This window comes from Bifidobacterium callitrichidarum, assembly GCF_003129905.1.
GTDB classification, from domain to species: Bacteria; Actinomycetota; Actinomycetes; order Actinomycetales; family Bifidobacteriaceae; genus Bifidobacterium; species Bifidobacterium callitrichidarum.
This window is the reverse complement of the sequence record NZ_QFFM01000005.1, coordinates 1-14,200: the sequence shown is the minus strand read 5'-3', so window position 1 is coordinate 14,200 and position 14,200 is coordinate 1. Positions and strand designations below refer to the sequence as shown.

Below are 14,200 nucleotides of genomic sequence, written 5' to 3'. Positions count from 1 at the left end.
GCGTGTGACTTTTGCGCCCCAGAACGCGGGAACCCCGCGACCCATGAAGGGAGCGCGGGGTTCGAGCGGTATGTCCTGGAATTGTATATTGACCAGAGGGGCCCGGATCAGCGGGCGTAGAATTCGACCACGTACTGGATGTTGACCTGCACCGGGATCTCTTCGACCTCGGGCTTGCGGGTCAGGGTGGCCTTCAGGGAGGCGAGGTTCACGTCGAGGTAGCCGGGGACCGCGGGCAGCACGTCACGGTGCACGCCCTCGGCGGCGATCTGGAACGGAACCATGGTCTGGCTCTTGGCCTTCACCTGGATGGTCTGGCCGGGCTTGACGCGGTAGGACGGGCGGTCCACGATGTTGCCGTCAACGAGGATGTGACGGTGCACCACGAACTGGCGGGCCTGGGCGGTGGTACGGGCGAAGCCGGAACGCAGCACCAGGTTGTCGAGGCGGACCTCGAGGTCGGCCAGCATGGCGTTACCGGTCTGGCCGGCGGTGCGGGTGGCCTGATCGTAGGCGCGACGCAGCTGCTTCTCGGACACGCCGTACTGGGCGCGCAGACGCTGCTTCTCGCGCAGACGCACGGCGTAATCGGACTCGGTGCGACGGCGGGTGCGGCCGTGCTCACCAGGAGCGTACGGACGCTTTTCGAAGATGCGCTGAGCCTTGGGGGTCAGTGCGATGCCGAGGGCGCGGGAAAGGCGCACCTGACGGCGGGAACGCTGAACGTTCGTCATTTGGATTGTTCCTTCTGTCGTTATCTGAACGGAACGTCTGGTTTCCGAATGGATTCCGGACGCTGAGCCGGGCCTCTCCAACGCTTCCTCGTGATCGCTCACGAACGGCCGGCGTCTTGCGATCGCCTGCCGCCGACCCGTTGACGGGCTATGGCTCCAGACGGTATCCGCCTTGCAGCAGACACCAGCGAATAATCTTACACTCAGGCCATGGACAGCGCACCGGCGTCCATGCGGTACACCGTGTCCGCCCAGGCGAGGGCGTCGGGATCGTGGGTGACCATGAGCACCGCGGTGCCGTCGTCCGCCCGTTCGCGCAGCAGGCGCATGACGAGGTCCGTGCTGGTCTGGTCGAGGTCGCCGGTCGGCTCGTCCGCGATGAGCAGCTTCGGCGTGTTCATCAGCGCGCGGGCAATGGAGACGCGGCGCATTTCGCCACCGGACAGTTCGCGCGGATAACTGTCCGCAAGGTCGGCCACATCGAGGCGTTCGAGCAGCGTTCGGGCGTGTTGTGCTGCCCGTTCGGCATCGATGTCCTCGGACTCCGCCGGCGCGGCGCCGTACAGGGCGCCGTACAGGACGACCGGCAGCATCACGTTGTCCAGCACGTTCAGGTTGGCGAGCAAGGTCTGGCTTTGGGTGACGAATCCGATGGCCCGGTTGCGCAGCAGCGATAGTTCCCTATCGTTCAGTTCGGCTACGTTGCGCCCATCGACGATCACGCTGCCGGATGTGGGGCGCACGAGACCGGCGACCATGTTGATGAGCGTACTTTTGCCGTTGCCGGACCGACCCACGATGGCGACGAACTCGCCGGGCGCAATGGTGAGGTTCACATGGCTCACGGCGTCGAACGGCACACCACGACGGATGAAGGTACGGGTCAGATCCTTGAGCTCGACCAACGGCTCCGGCTGTGCAGCCGCAACCTGAATCTTGGGAGTAACGGCACCAGTCGCGGAATCGGCCGTATCACCATCCATGGTCCCGACCACCGTTCCGTTCATGGCTTCGATGGATCCGGTCATATCACTCCCCTTCCCGCAATGTCAGGTACGCTTCCGGGCGTCCGATACGGACGAGCACGGACAGCGAGCCAATGACGCCGATCGTCACCGCGCAGATCACGGCCAAGGCCATGACGGCAAGCACCGCCGACCACGCGGCCTGAAGGTACGGCAGCTGGAGCTGGCGTCCGATCAGCGCGCTGAAGGGGAAGATGGCCAGCGAGGCCAGGCCCACACCGAGGATGCCTCCGCCAAGTCCGATCAGCGCCGATTCGCGCAGGAGTATGCCGGCCAGCATGCCGCGTGTGGCGCCTAGGATGCGCAGGGAGGCGAACTCGCGCTTGCGCTCATTGACCGAGGATGCGAACACGGCCAGCAGCACGATCACGCCCATCACCCAGATGGCCGCCACGAACACGGCCAGATAGGCCACCAGTGCGTTGAGCGCGGTTTTGGTGGAGGCCGTGATGCCGCCCGGATACACGTAGCCGAGTTCGGGGAAGGTCGGGTCGAGACGCTGGATGTTCGCGGCCACCGTCTGCGCATCGTAGCCTTCGGACACCTTCACGAGCACGGTGGAGACGGCTTTGTCCGCATATTCGGCGGGCATGATGCGCTTGGCGACTTTGGCCGAGGCATCCACCATGTCGGGCACGGTGTCGAGGTTGATGAACACGGAGTTGTCGAGGCTGGTGCCGGTATCGGCGAGCTGCGCCACGACCGGCCATGTGCGTCCGTAGAGTTCCACGGTCCCGTCCGCGGAGACGTTGACGTTCGCGCCGGCGAGCATCTGTCCGTTCTCCAGCGTGCCGTCGAACTGGGATGCCACCCATGGTTCTATGACGAAGTCGGTAGCCGGGTCGTAGCCGATGATCTGCAGTTTTTCGGCGCAGCAGGCGGCCGCGAGCGAGGCGATGTAGGTCTGTTCGCTGGCCTGTTCGATGCCGTCCGCCTGTTCGACCTTGGCGGCGATGTCCTTGGTGAAGTAGAACGTGCTGGGGCTGCCGTCGGTCAGGAGGGCCTCGGCCTTCTGGGTCGTGTTCTGCGGGACCACCATGAGGTCGGCGCCAAGGCGGCGTTCCATGCTGGTCATGCCGGCGTTGAGGTTCATGGTGAGCATGGTGCCGCCGAAGAAGGCCAGCGTCAGGATGGTCACCACGGCGAGCAGAGCGCCGGTACGCATGGGTCGTCCGGCGAGGTTGCGGGCGGCCAGGGCGCGCAGTGCGGTGCGCGGGGATGTGCGTGCGGTCACGTCAGGCCCGCTTGGCGGCGCGGGTATCCAGCCAGATGCCCACGACGGCGAACACGATGGTGAGCACGCCGAGCACGATGAGGGTGGGCAGCATCACCATGCGGCAATGCATCATCGCGCCCTTGCAGATGCCGATGAGCATGGTCGGCACGGCGAACAGCAGCAAGGTGTCGGCGATGGCCGCGATGTTGAGGCCCACGCGGACCTTGGGTTCGACGAACAGCGCCACGACGCCGAGCACGAGGATCACCACGCCGATGCCGGTGGCGGCCTGCTGGGAGTAATGGCAGGCCGGCATCATGCCATCATGGGCACCGCAGGCGTGGGCGAAGGTCTGGGGTGCGATGGCGGTCAACGCGCCGAGCACGATGTTGGGCAGCGAGGCAAACAGCTTGTTCTTCATGGTCTCTTCCGATAGGCCCTTTGCGGGCGACAAACACAACGTTCCGCATTATGCCCATGAAGGAATCGGAAAAACAAGTCTTGTATTTGCTGCCTTCTTATGCTACAGCAAGGCTCCTTCGCCTTTCCCGGCTCCCCCTCTGAGGGGAGCTTCTGAGGGGATCTGCCGAACACAGTGAGGCTGAGGGGAATAAATGGCTCGCGATGGTGGTGGGTGCTCCCCTCAGCCAGCTTCGCTGACAGCTCCCCTCAGAGAGGGGAGCTGGAAGTATCGGCTCAGCTATTGAAAACTCTTACAGTTTTTCGATAGGAGCAACGCGCAGCATCAGTCGTTTGACACCGGCGGAACCGAAGTCGACCGTGATCACGGAGTTGCGGCCCTTGTCCTGGGCGTCCGTGACCTTGCCGAGTCCGTACTGGTCGTGGCTGACCATGTCGCCGATGGCGAAGTCCGCGATGTTGAGGCCATTGTCCTTGGTCAGGGACGAACTGGGCACGGCCTTGCCGCCGGATGCGGACGATTTGGGCGTGGTGTGTCGCGTCGTGACCTTGCCGCCGCGGGTACGGCCGGCGGAGTCGGACGAGCCGAAACGTGAACCATAGGAGGACGAGCCTGAACGGGAGCCGGAACCGTAGGACGAGGAGCCCGAGCGAGACCGCGAGCCGTACGTCGAACCGGACCCGCCATAGGATGAGCTGGAACGGGAGCCATAGGATCCGTACGAGGAACCCGAACCGTACGCCGATGAACCGTACCTAGACCGTGACCCATACGAGGAACCAGAACCGCGCGAGCCGAACGTGGACGACCCGCCGAACGTGGTACCACCGAAATCGTCGTCATCCCAGCCGCCCATGTCGTCGGCGAATCCGTCGGTCCACTCGCCGCGCATGCGTTCCACGCCAGCTTCGCGGCGCTTCCAATCGATGAGTTCGGCCGGAATCTCGTCGAGGAACTGGCTGGGCATCATGTCCGCGGCCTGGCCCCACTGGGAGCGCACGGCCGCTCGCGTCACATACAGGCGACGCTTGGCGCGGGTGATGCCCACGTAGGCCAGTCGGCGCTCCTCCTGCAGTTCATCGGTGTCCTCCATGGACCGCGAGTGCGGGAACGTGCCCTGCTCCATGCCCGTGAGGAACACCACCGGGTACTCAAGGCCCTTGGCGGTGTGCAGGGTCATCAGGGTCACCTTGCCGGAGTCCTCGGACTCGCCGGGCAGTTGGTCGGAGTCGGCCACGAGCGCGGTGGTCTCCAGGAACGCGGAGAGCGTGGCATCCGGCGTGTTCTGTTCGAATTCGGCGGCGGTGGATTGCAGCTGGGACAGGTTCTCCAGACGGGAGGCGTCCTGCGGATCCACGGACTTCTCCAGCTCGGCCCGCAATCCGGACTTCTCCAGCACTTCGGCCACGATTTCGCTGGGCTTGCTGTCATGCGAGCGCGTGAACTGCGAGAGTGTGCCCATGAGCTCGCGGAACGCCTTGAGCTGTGTGGCGGTGCGGGTGGGCACGTTGGGAATCTCGTCAACGTGCATGAGCGCATAGAAGAAACTCGAGCCCTGTTCGCGGGCGTAGGCCAGCAGCACGCCTTCGGCCCGCTCCCCCAGTCCGCGCTTGGGCACGTTGAGGATGCGCCTCAGGTTCACATCGTCGTCCGGGTTGACGAGCGCCTGCAGGTAGGCCAGCGCGTCCTTGATCTCGCGGCGTTCGTAGAACTTGGTGCCGCCGACGAGCTGGTACGGGAGCCCCGCGTTGATGAGCGCCTCCTCCAGCGAGCGCGACTGCGCGTTGGCGCGGTACATGATGGCCATGTCCGAGTAGGCGATGCTTTCCTCGGCATGCAGGCGCGCGATCTCGCCGGCCACCCACTGGGCCTCCTGCTGGGCGTTGTCCGCCGCGTATCCCACGATCGGCTCGCCCTTGCCGAGCGCGGTCCACAGCTTCTTGGGCTTGCGTCCCTCGTTGTGGCTGATCACGGCGTTGGCCGCGTCGAGGATGGTTTGCGTGGAACGGTAGTTCTGTTCCAGCATGATGGTCTTGGCGGCGGGGAAATCCTGCTCGAAGTCCTGGATGTTGCGGATGTCGGCGCCACGGAAAGCGTAGATGGACTGGTCGGAGTCGCCCACCACGGTGATCCAGGCGGGACCGGTCTTGCCGGCATTCGGAGCGCCCGGCACGGCCTGCGCCCCGGCGTCGACGCCCGCCAGTTCGCGCACGAGCACGTACTGGGCGTGGTTGGTGTCTTGGTACTCGTCCACCAGAATGTAGCGGAAGCGGTGATGATAGTACTCGGCCACGGCCGGATCGCTCCGCAGGAGCTCGACGGTACGGCCGATGAGGTCATCAAAGTCCACGGCGTTGGCGAGCGCGAGGCGGTGCTCGTATTCGGCGTAGATCACCGCGTAGATGGCTTCGAGGTCGCCCACGGTGCCGAACTGGTAGCCGCGCTGGCCGGGAGTGAAGTCCGGGGCGTGCAGGGCCAGGTATTCCTTCCAACCGGTCAGGTTGTTCTTGAGGTCGGAGATGTGGCCCAGGATCGAGCGAGGGGTGTAGCGCTTGATGTCCAGGTTGAATTCGGTGGCGATGATCTTGACGAGTCGTTCGGAGTCGGCGGAATCGTAGATGGAGAATCCGGACTTCAGCCCGATGGATTTGCCGTCGCGCCTCAGGATCCTCACGCAGGCGGAGTGGAAGGTGGAGACCCACATGCGCTGGGCCACCGGGCCGATGAGCGAGCCGAGTCGTTCGCGCATTTCGGCGGCGGCCTTGTTGGTGAAGGTGATGGCGAGCACCTGGCTGGGCCATGCGCCGAACTGGCTCAGGATCCAGGCGATGCGGCGGGTGAGCACGCGGGTCTTGCCAGAGCCCGCGCCTGCGCCGATGAGCAATGCCTGGCCGCGGTACTGCACGGCTTCGGACTGCTGGGGGTTGAGGTCGCCCACGAGTTCCTGGGCGCTGCGTGCGATGACTTCCGGCTCCTCGAACACTGTCTGTTCCTCCGTTTTTCGGCTCCCCTGCATAATGCGACATTCATATCTACCATACGCGCCGCCCATATGCGTCGGTCAGCGTAAGCTGGTTTGCCATATCCCCATAGTTACCGAACCGTAGCTATGCCAGTCTGATGTCAAGGAGGTATTCCATTGCAGGAACTCGAGGAGCGAATCCAGGCCGAGGGCACCGTCAAGGCCGGTGACGTGCTGAAGGTGGACGCATTCCTGAACCACCAGTGCGACGTACGCCTGTTCGACCACATGGGCGCGGCCTGGGCCGAGCATTTCGCGGGCAAGCCCATCACCAAGATCCTGACCATCGAGGCCTCCGGCATCGGCATCGCCTGCTGCGCGGCCCGCCACTTCGGCGACGTGCCGGTGGTGTTCGCCAAGAAGGCCCAGTCCATCAACCTGGACGGCGACCAGTACACCACCACCGTCTATTCCTTCACCAAGCAGAAGGAGTTCCCGGTGATCGTCTCCAAGAAGTACCTGAACCCCGGCGACCATGTGCTGCTCATCGACGACTTCCTGGCCAACGGCAAGGCCCTGCGCGGCCTCATCGAGCTGTGCGGGAAGGCCGGCGCCACGGTCGAGGGCATCGGCATCGCGGTGGAGAAGGGATTCCAGGGCGGCGGCGACAGCCTGCGAGCCGAGGGCTATGACGTGGATTCGCTGGCCATCGTGGAGTCCATGGACCCCGAGACCGGCAAGATCGAGTTCCGCCACTGAGCGGGCGGTGCATAGAGGCCATTCGCAGCGACGATTCGCAAAGAGAGAAAAAGAGAGGAAACAACATTGTCTGAGAAGAAGCAATCCGCCTCGGTGTCCTTCGAGGCGCTGAGCTCGCTGGACGCGCCCGTCTCCTTCTGGAAGGGCATCCCGTTCGGTCTGCAGCACGTCATGGCCATGTTCGTGGCGAACCTGGCCCCGATCTTCATCGTGGCGTCCGCCGCCAAGATGACCCCGGCCCAGTCCGCCGCGGTGATTCAGGCTGGTCTGCTGGTGGCGGGCCTCGGCACCTGCCTGCAGCTGTACGGCGCGTGGCGCATCGGCTCCCGTCTGCCGATGGTCACCGGCATCTCCTTCACCTATGTGGCCGCCGCGGTGGCCATCTGCGCGGACAAGGGCTACGGCGCCGTGGTGGGCGCGGTCCTGGTCGGCGGCGTGCTGGAGCTGGCGCTGGGCCTGACCGCCAAGTATTGGCGTCGCTTCGTGCCGCCGATCGTCTCCGCCATCGTGGTGACCTCCATTGGCTTCTCGCTGCTCAACGTTGGCGCCACGAGCTTCGGCGGCGGCTCCGGAGCGAAGGACTTCGGCTCCTGGCAGAACCTTACGCTCGGCCTCATCTCCCTGGTGGCATGCCTGGCCTTCCAGCTGCTCATGAAGGGCACCGCCAAGCAGCTGTCCGTGCTGTTCGGCCTCGTGGTGGGCTACGTGGTGGCCATCTGCATGGGCAAGGTCGATTTCTCCGGCTTCCAGGACCTCGCCATCGTCTCCGTGCCGCAGCTCATGCCGTTCAAGCCCGAGTTCGACTGGGGTTCGATCATCTCCATCGGCCTGCTGTACGTGGTCTCCTCGGTCGAGGTGCTCGGCGACACCGCCGCCCTGACCAAGGTGGGCCTCAACCGTACGCCCACCGAGCGCGAGACCGCGGGCGCCATCGCCGGCGACGGCCTGATCTCCTCGGTCTCCGGCCTGTTCGGCTGCCTGCCGCTGACCTCCTTCGCCCAGAACATCGGCCTGGTTGCCATGACCAAGGTGGTCAACCGCAAGGTGATCCTCTCCGGTGGCCTCATCCTGATCCTGGCAAGCTTCGTGCCCGCCATCGCCGAGGTGTTCAACTCCCTGCCGCAGGCTGTGCTCGGCGGCTGCACCATCATGATGTTCGGCAACATCATCCTCTCCGGTTTCCAGATGATCGCCGAGGCAGGCTTCTCGCAGCGCAACATCACCATCGCCGCGCTTTCGCTGACCATCGGCATCGGCTTCACGCAGGTAAGCGACATCTTCGTGAACTTCCCCTCGCTGTTCCAGCAGATCTTCGCCTCCAACTGCATCGCCGTGGCGTTCGTGGTGGCGGTGATCCTCAACGCCGTGCTGCCCAGCGAGGAGCACTTCCTGAGCGCCCCGGCCGCGAAGGAAGCATGAGCACAGCCTGAGTGCCCCGGCCGCGAAGGAAGCATGAGCACAGTCTGAGCGCACCGAGCGCGAAGGAGGACTAGCCCGAGTCACGGCCTGAGCGCGTTCGGCGCTCCGGAGAAAGACTCCGCACGCTCAGTGCCAATACCGGCCCGACCCCTCTGCCTTCACTGGGCAGAGGGGTCTTTTATATCGTTTTTCGATTTACATATATCGAAAAACGATATATACTGATTCCTGTCGGCAATCTCGGCAAGGAGGAAACACATGAAGAACTATATGAACCGGTGGGTCCTGATCGGATCGAAGGCGATCGTCATACTCATCTGGCTGGGATGCCTTTGGGGACAGGCGATCGCGGTCCCCGTGCTCAGCGAGGTGATGGCCGGTTTCTACGTCAGCCAGGCTCCCCTGCGCTGGCCGTACCTTGTGCTGGGCGAGCTGTTCCTGGCATGCGTCGAAATCGCGTTCATCGGCGTCTGGCGACTGCTGTCGCTGTCCGGTTCGGGCGCGGTGTTCACCGCCAAGGCACTCCCCAACGTGAATCTTATTATCGGCTGCGCGGCCACCAGCATCGTACTGACGGCGATCGTATCGGGCGCGTTCGCCATCTCGGGTTGGTGCGATGCCACCATGCAGGGCATGGATTACTTCAGCGTTACGGCCATGCTCGGCGTCGCCATCATGACCGAAATCGGCTTCATCCTGCTGATGACCGTGATGAAGGGGTTGCTGCGCGCGGCCACCGACCAGTCGGACGAACTGGAGCAGGTGATCTGATGGCCATCCGCATCAACCTCGACGTCATGATGGCCAAGCGCAAGATCGGCGTGGGCGAACTGGCCGACCGAATCGGCATCACACCCGCCAACGTGTCCATCCTCAAGAACGGGCGCGCCAAGGCCGTACGCTTCACCACCCTCGACGCCCTCTGCCAGGCCCTCGACTGCCAGCCCGGCGACATCCTCGAATACACGCCGGACGAATAAGGCCCGGAATCGCAGGGCTACGGCTCCGAGCATGATTCCGCCCCCAGACCGGTTATTCTCGAACTTCTGGCCATGCTCTTTCTGCGGTACAAAGCCGCGTTCCCACCGTTAGGCGCCTGTTGTACCGCATCGATGTGGGACGACAGGCCTTTCTGTGATATCTAAGCCTTTCATCCCGCACCTTCGCAACCACAAACCATTGGAATTCCGCCATTCTCATGAAAATCCCATACTCGACGGCAATACGTCACGCGGGACGAAACGCCAAAAACAACGCAACAACCGCATTGTCCCGCACAAAACCGCACCTGATAAGCCCGATTCCACACATTCCGGCATGCCGTCCCACACCACGCACCGCCCCGCTCCGCATCATCGCCTTCCACCCCAATCCGCGCACGATTCGCGTAGGCCCTATCAGACAAAGATTGGCACGAATCCATGTCCGCCTACCCCTCAGTCGGCTTCGCCGACGGCTCATCCCGCAATCGGGAACGAACGTCGCTCGCGGTTTGTTGGCTCGACTGCCATCTCGCACATTGCCTACGAACAGCTCCACTGTTTGTCTCACGCCAACATCCTGACAAGGGGAGCCGAAAATAAGGACCCATGTCATCATGGTTCAGCGATGCCTTCATGTATGAATCTCATTGGGCACCGTCCGGACGGGCAGCCAATCTCCTCATACGCCGGGCCAATCGCTCCAGCGGCATCGGCAAGACACGAAACGCGAACGAACATCCTCTCAACGCAAGAGCCCTCGCCACGGCAAAGGCGAATTCGGCGGCGGCGCTCTCATCCTGGATGCTGGCGGCCGTGGCCACAAATACGGCCCATCCCCGGCCGAGGAGTCTGGACCTTTTCTCCTGGTCTCGTCTCCATTGCGTCTTATCGGTGCGATGATGGTCTCCATCGTATTCGACCGCGATTCTGCAATCCGGCCATGCCATGTCCACCGTCATCACCACCCCTGATGCGAAACGCAGATTTGGCACAGTGTAATTCAATTCCGGGCACGGCAACCCATGACGCAGCAATGCCAGACGGAGTTCGGACTCCTTCGGGGAACCGGACCCCGGCATAATCAACGGCAACGCTTTTATGCATGATTCCCTTCCTTTGAACAGTGGAAGCTTCTGCGTGAAGCGGACCAAATCCGCATACACGGCATCGGCGTCACGTCCCCTCGCCAAACGCGGTTGACTGCTTGTCGCGGCGACGATGGCATCGCCAAGCACGACCAATGACGCGAAGGAGAGATGCGTGGACAGTTGCGCCCATACATGGAACAAATCCAACGCCAGCACGTATCCGTTGATCTTCACTTTCCGTGCCGTGGCCACATGCTTCCACAAGTGCGTGCGCAACGCCGAGTTCCTCGCACGAATACGGCGGTTCCTCGCGCTGGAGACGGTATGCAGCGCTTCCGTCTCGAGGTCGCACTCGGCGGGAAGCGGTACCGATTGAAGGATAAGCGATGTGGTCATGCCGAATAGCAGCTGCCTCCCCATCCGTTTCGCCTCGTCCGTGCATCGTTGAAGCATGTCAAGCCTGCGACGGTCAAGTTCTTCGCCCATGGATGACGACTTCGCAGCGGTATTCGAATATTCGTTCGATGAGGTCAAGACGGAATCAACGCCCAATGGCGAGCGGCCGGGCGAGGAGGGCCCGAATTCCGTCTGTCGCATCGCTGCGGCATCGGCGGCATTCGTTGGAACGGATGGGATTCCTTGCGTGTTATCGTCCTTGGTGTCACTGTTCATGAGTCCACCGTAAAAAACAAAAGCCACAAGCGGAAAGCCCAACCGAATCATGTGGTTCCAGCTTCCAGACCGATGGATTCCCCGCAACACGGCGGACGCGGACGAGCATGAAATCGGAAATCATACTTCGGTCGTATTGTTCGGATTCGGGCAACCATGAAATATGGGATATGGCAGTGAATCGCTCGGAACGAATGAAAAGAGGCCGAAGGGCTATGGGGCAGCAACACAACCGGTATGGCGCGCGCCGCCCGGGCGCGATCACGGCGTGGATTCTGGTGCCGGTCGCCGTGTTCCTCGTCATCGTGCTGCTGGGTGTCATACTGTTGCCGCGGCTGTTGGCGCCCAAGGAATACGTGCGTTCGGCGAGCGACGCCTATTGCGCCGCCGTCTCGTCCGATGGCACCCGTCACACGCTGAGTCCCGAACAGGCGGGCAACGCCGCGCTCATCGCGAACATCGCCGTCAATCGCGGCCTGCCGGACCACGCCGTCACGGTGGCCATCGCCACGGCCATGCAGGAGTCGAGGCTTACGAACCTCGACCATGGCGACCGGGATTCGCTGGGGCTCTTCCAGCAGCGTCCCAGCCAGGGGTGGGGCACGGCCGAACAGGTGTCCGACCCGACGTATGCCACGAACATTTTCTACGACCATCTGATGCAGGTGCCGGATTGGCAGACGATTCCGGTGGAGGATGCGGCGCAGGAGGTGCAGCGTTCGGGATATCCGGACCTGTACGCCAACTGGGATGCGATGGCGCGCGCCTGGGCATCGGCCCTGACCGGCGAGCTGAGCGCGGGCGTCACCTGCGCGCTGGAGCCGGCAAGCGGTTCCGACACGGACGGGCTTATCGCGGAGGCCTCGTCGGCGCTGCCGAACATCACCATCGCCAAAAGTGAGACGAAGAATGGTGATTCCGCCGGAGGTTCCACCGCAAATGGCACCGGCAATGACGGCTCCGTAAAGGACAGCCCGGACGGAGCCGCCAATGATTCCGGCAATTCCGGCGGCTCGAATCACGGACTATTCGGACTGTTCGGCTCCCATTCGTCCACGAACAAAGGCACTGCGACAAACCGCACCACGCTCACCGTCACGCTGCCATCCGGCCTGTCTGATACCGACCAGCAGCGCGTGTGCTGGCAGACGGCCGGATGGCTCGTCGCCCACGCCCGTGAGTACGGCATCGATGCGATGACGGCCAACGGCATGAGCTGGAACCGTACGGACGGCACGTGGACCGGTGACGAGAAGGCTTCAGACAGCCTTGTCGTCAGCTTCGGATGAATCCCTGTTGCGCAGCGCACCCGTTCCATCGGTCCTGCGGTCAGCCCGGACAACGGTTGCGGACAGGACGCACTGCAATGCACTGGCTTGACCGCCGTCAAGCACCTCACCCGTTACCGGCCCACCGAATCGTTAGTCAAACAGGCTCGGCGTCCAAGAAGAGCCAAAGGAAACAGGACCCTTGACATCCTCAACTGAACGCCGTCCAAGCCATAACCCACCGCACCGGCATATCACTGGTTCAACGGATCGTTATTGCACAGGTAGAACTGGTGGCCTTGCGGCGTGTTCTGGTCGTATTTGAAATCGGGGTTGGGCTGGCCGTCGTAGGTCTGCTCCCAGTATTCGCTGAAGAACTCGGACTCGCGTTTGAGGCTGGCTGTCATGCTGTCCTGCGTGGTGCCGCGGTCGACCATCGCCAGGTATTCGCTTTCGCTGATCGGCTGCGGCAGGAGGTCGTGCTTGGCGAGGCACTGGTAGGTGGCACGTTGCATGGCGGCTGTATCGACGTTGTTCGGGTTGGATGAGATGTCGGCGTAAAGCGTAGATACGAGATCCGCGCCGGTCTTGCTCTGGCATTCCTGCATGACCTTGAGCTGTTCGTCGTTGGACAGCGAGCCCCGATACTGCCCTGTGCTCTCACCTTCACCCGGCGTGTACACGGCCTGCAGCCCGTAGGGTTCGAGGCAGGTGTTGTAGGCGTCGTAGGCCTCCTGCACTTCAGCGTCGGTGATCTTGCCGTCCTTGAGGATGCCGCGGATGAGGTCGGTGGGCGCGTCCTTGTAGGCCTGTTTGAAATCGTCGGCGTATGGGCCGGAGAAAGCGGGCTGTCCGCCGGAGTTCGCGTCGGTCCCGGAAGCGGGGTTCGCGTTCATTCCCTGACCGCATGCCGCGATCGCCGCGCACATGAACACGGCGGCCACCAATGCGAACGTACGCCGTACGCCATAATGCGTCGCACGTGACGCTCCTTGAATTTCCCCCATGATGGCCTCCTTGCCTGACCCTGTTTGCAATCGTATGGCCATCATCGGGGATTTCGGGCGATGGTTCCAGCAACCTTGTCATCTGGGAGACGACGCCAGGAGCGACACGGCGTTTCCCTGACGACAATCCGTCGGATCCTAGCGAAGGCGGGTCTCCTTCAACGCGGACTTGACGGCGGCCTTGGTCAGCACGAACTGGGCGTAGTAGCCCGCCACGGTCAACGCGGTCATGATAACCATCGTGGCGACACCGGCGATCACATCGTTTCGGGACAGGTTCTTCACCGGGCATTTGCCACCCTTGCCGCACATGCCCGGGTGGTGCTTGAGCGGGCAGTGCGTGGCCTTGGGACAGGCTTCGGAGGCGTCGTCGGATTCGACAGGCTCGGTGCCGACGACGGCCGTCTCATCCAGCACATCGGTGTCATTGGTTTCGTTGATGTCGGTCATGATGTTCCCCTTTTCGGCTTGTTGCATGCGCTGGATGCGTTGTCCAGGTGCATCGCGCGGACGACTTCGTACCGCGGCACCTTCCATTCTACCGGCGCAATATGGAATGATTCGTCTCACGACGTGCCTCACGTTTTTTGAGCGCGTAGGGTGTGGTGGTGCCTCATCGGGAATGAGCGCGAACGGTATCGGTCCT

At 63.0% G+C, this 14,200-nt stretch carries 13 protein-coding genes; 5 read left to right on the top strand and 8 right to left on the bottom strand.

Annotated elements, in window-relative coordinates:
- Nucleotides 1–107 precede the first annotated feature (107 nt).
- The 5 genes from rpsD to DF196_RS03170 form a co-directional block, all read right to left on the bottom strand.
- Nucleotides 108–734, bottom strand: a complete 627-nt coding sequence (gene rpsD, locus DF196_RS03190; RefSeq protein ID WP_109056451.1) for a 30S ribosomal protein S4 — start codon at nt 732–734, stop codon at nt 108–110.
- Between the two features lie 203 nt (nt 735–937).
- Nucleotides 938–1,762 carry an ABC transporter ATP-binding protein gene (locus DF196_RS03185; protein ID WP_206603769.1) on the bottom strand — a complete coding sequence of 275 codons (825 nt, stop codon included), beginning with the start codon at nt 1,760–1,762 and terminating at the stop codon, nt 938–940.
- A 1-nt stretch (nt 1,763) separates the two neighbouring features.
- Complete coding sequence (locus DF196_RS03180) at nt 1,764–2,924, bottom strand: ABC transporter permease (RefSeq protein WP_109056542.1); 1,161 nt, start codon at nt 2,922–2,924, stop codon at nt 1,764–1,766.
- A 70-nt stretch (nt 2,925–2,994) separates the two neighbouring features.
- Nucleotides 2,995–3,396, bottom strand: coding sequence for a DUF4418 family protein (locus DF196_RS03175; protein ID WP_109056450.1), 402 nt, complete (start codon nt 3,394–3,396; stop codon nt 2,995–2,997).
- 292 nt (nt 3,397–3,688) lie between these two features.
- Nucleotides 3,689–6,379: an ATP-dependent helicase gene (locus tag DF196_RS03170; protein ID WP_109056449.1), complete on the bottom strand. Its 2,691-nt coding sequence runs from the start codon at nt 6,377–6,379 to the stop codon at nt 3,689–3,691.
- Between the two features lie 156 nt (nt 6,380–6,535).
- Between DF196_RS03170 and DF196_RS03165 the strand changes: the two genes are divergently transcribed.
- From DF196_RS03165 to DF196_RS03150, 4 genes are all read left to right on the top strand, one after another.
- Complete coding sequence (locus tag DF196_RS03165; protein WP_109056448.1) at nt 6,536–7,117, top strand: xanthine phosphoribosyltransferase; 582 nt, start codon at nt 6,536–6,538, stop codon at nt 7,115–7,117.
- Between the two features lie 66 nt (nt 7,118–7,183).
- On the top strand, nt 7,184–8,536 hold the full coding sequence (locus DF196_RS03160; RefSeq protein WP_109056447.1) for a nucleobase:cation symporter-2 family protein: 1,353 nt from the start codon (nt 7,184–7,186) through the stop codon (nt 8,534–8,536).
- Between the two features lie 258 nt (nt 8,537–8,794).
- Nucleotides 8,795–9,307, top strand: coding sequence for a DUF2975 domain-containing protein (locus tag DF196_RS03155; RefSeq protein WP_109056446.1), 513 nt, complete (start codon nt 8,795–8,797; stop codon nt 9,305–9,307).
- Nucleotides 9,307–9,516, top strand: coding sequence for a helix-turn-helix domain-containing protein (locus DF196_RS03150; protein ID WP_109056445.1), 210 nt, complete (start codon nt 9,307–9,309; stop codon nt 9,514–9,516). The genes DF196_RS03155 and DF196_RS03150 overlap by 1 nt, the downstream gene beginning before the upstream one ends.
- A 647-nt stretch (nt 9,517–10,163) precedes the next feature.
- Here the strand turns inward: DF196_RS03150 and DF196_RS03145 are convergent.
- Nucleotides 10,164–11,279: a hypothetical protein gene (locus tag DF196_RS03145; RefSeq protein WP_241519565.1), complete on the bottom strand. Its 1,116-nt coding sequence runs from the start codon at nt 11,277–11,279 to the stop codon at nt 10,164–10,166.
- Between the two features lie 215 nt (nt 11,280–11,494).
- On the opposite strand from DF196_RS03145, the gene DF196_RS13790 reads away from it, so the two are divergent.
- Nucleotides 11,495–12,568, top strand: coding sequence for a cobalt transporter (locus DF196_RS13790; RefSeq protein ID WP_241519564.1), 1,074 nt, complete (start codon nt 11,495–11,497; stop codon nt 12,566–12,568).
- Nucleotides 12,569–12,801: 233 nt separating this feature from the next.
- Here DF196_RS13790 and DF196_RS03135 read toward each other — a convergent pair whose 3' ends face one another.
- Entirely contained in the window at nt 12,802–13,554 is a 753-nt protein-coding gene (locus DF196_RS03135; RefSeq protein ID WP_109056444.1) for a hypothetical protein, read from the bottom strand.
- A gap of 138 nt (nt 13,555–13,692) precedes the next feature.
- Entirely contained in the window at nt 13,693–14,004 is a 312-nt protein-coding gene (locus DF196_RS03130; RefSeq protein ID WP_109056443.1) for a hypothetical protein, read from the bottom strand.
- Nucleotides 14,005–14,200: the final 196 nt, after the last annotated feature.

What these genes read in the sequence shown, in the direction of transcription:
- rpsD (WP_109056451.1), bottom strand. Translation starts at nt 734, where the DNA reads ATGACGAACGTTCAGCGTTCCCGCCGTCAGGTGCGCCTTTCCCGCGCC.
- DF196_RS03185 (WP_206603769.1), bottom strand. Translation starts at nt 1,762, where the DNA reads ATGACCGGATCCATCGAAGCCATGAACGGAACGGTGGTCGGGACCATG.
- DF196_RS03180 (WP_109056542.1), bottom strand. Translation starts at nt 2,924, where the DNA reads ATGCGTACCGGCGCTCTGCTCGCCGTGGTGACCATCCTGACGCTGGCC.
- DF196_RS03175 (WP_109056450.1), bottom strand. Translation starts at nt 3,396, where the DNA reads ATGAAGAACAAGCTGTTTGCCTCGCTGCCCAACATCGTGCTCGGCGCG.
- DF196_RS03155 (WP_109056446.1), top strand. Translation starts at nt 8,795, where the DNA reads ATGAAGAACTATATGAACCGGTGGGTCCTGATCGGATCGAAGGCGATC.
- DF196_RS03150 (WP_109056445.1), top strand. Translation starts at nt 9,307, where the DNA reads ATGGCCATCCGCATCAACCTCGACGTCATGATGGCCAAGCGCAAGATC.
- DF196_RS03145 (WP_241519565.1), bottom strand. Translation starts at nt 11,279, where the DNA reads ATGAACAGTGACACCAAGGACGATAACACGCAAGGAATCCCATCCGTT.
- DF196_RS13790 (WP_241519564.1), top strand. Translation starts at nt 11,495, where the DNA reads ATGGGGCAGCAACACAACCGGTATGGCGCGCGCCGCCCGGGCGCGATC.
- DF196_RS03135 (WP_109056444.1), bottom strand. Translation starts at nt 13,554, where the DNA reads ATGGGGGAAATTCAAGGAGCGTCACGTGCGACGCATTATGGCGTACGG.
- DF196_RS03130 (WP_109056443.1), bottom strand. Translation starts at nt 14,004, where the DNA reads ATGACCGACATCAACGAAACCAATGACACCGATGTGCTGGATGAGACG.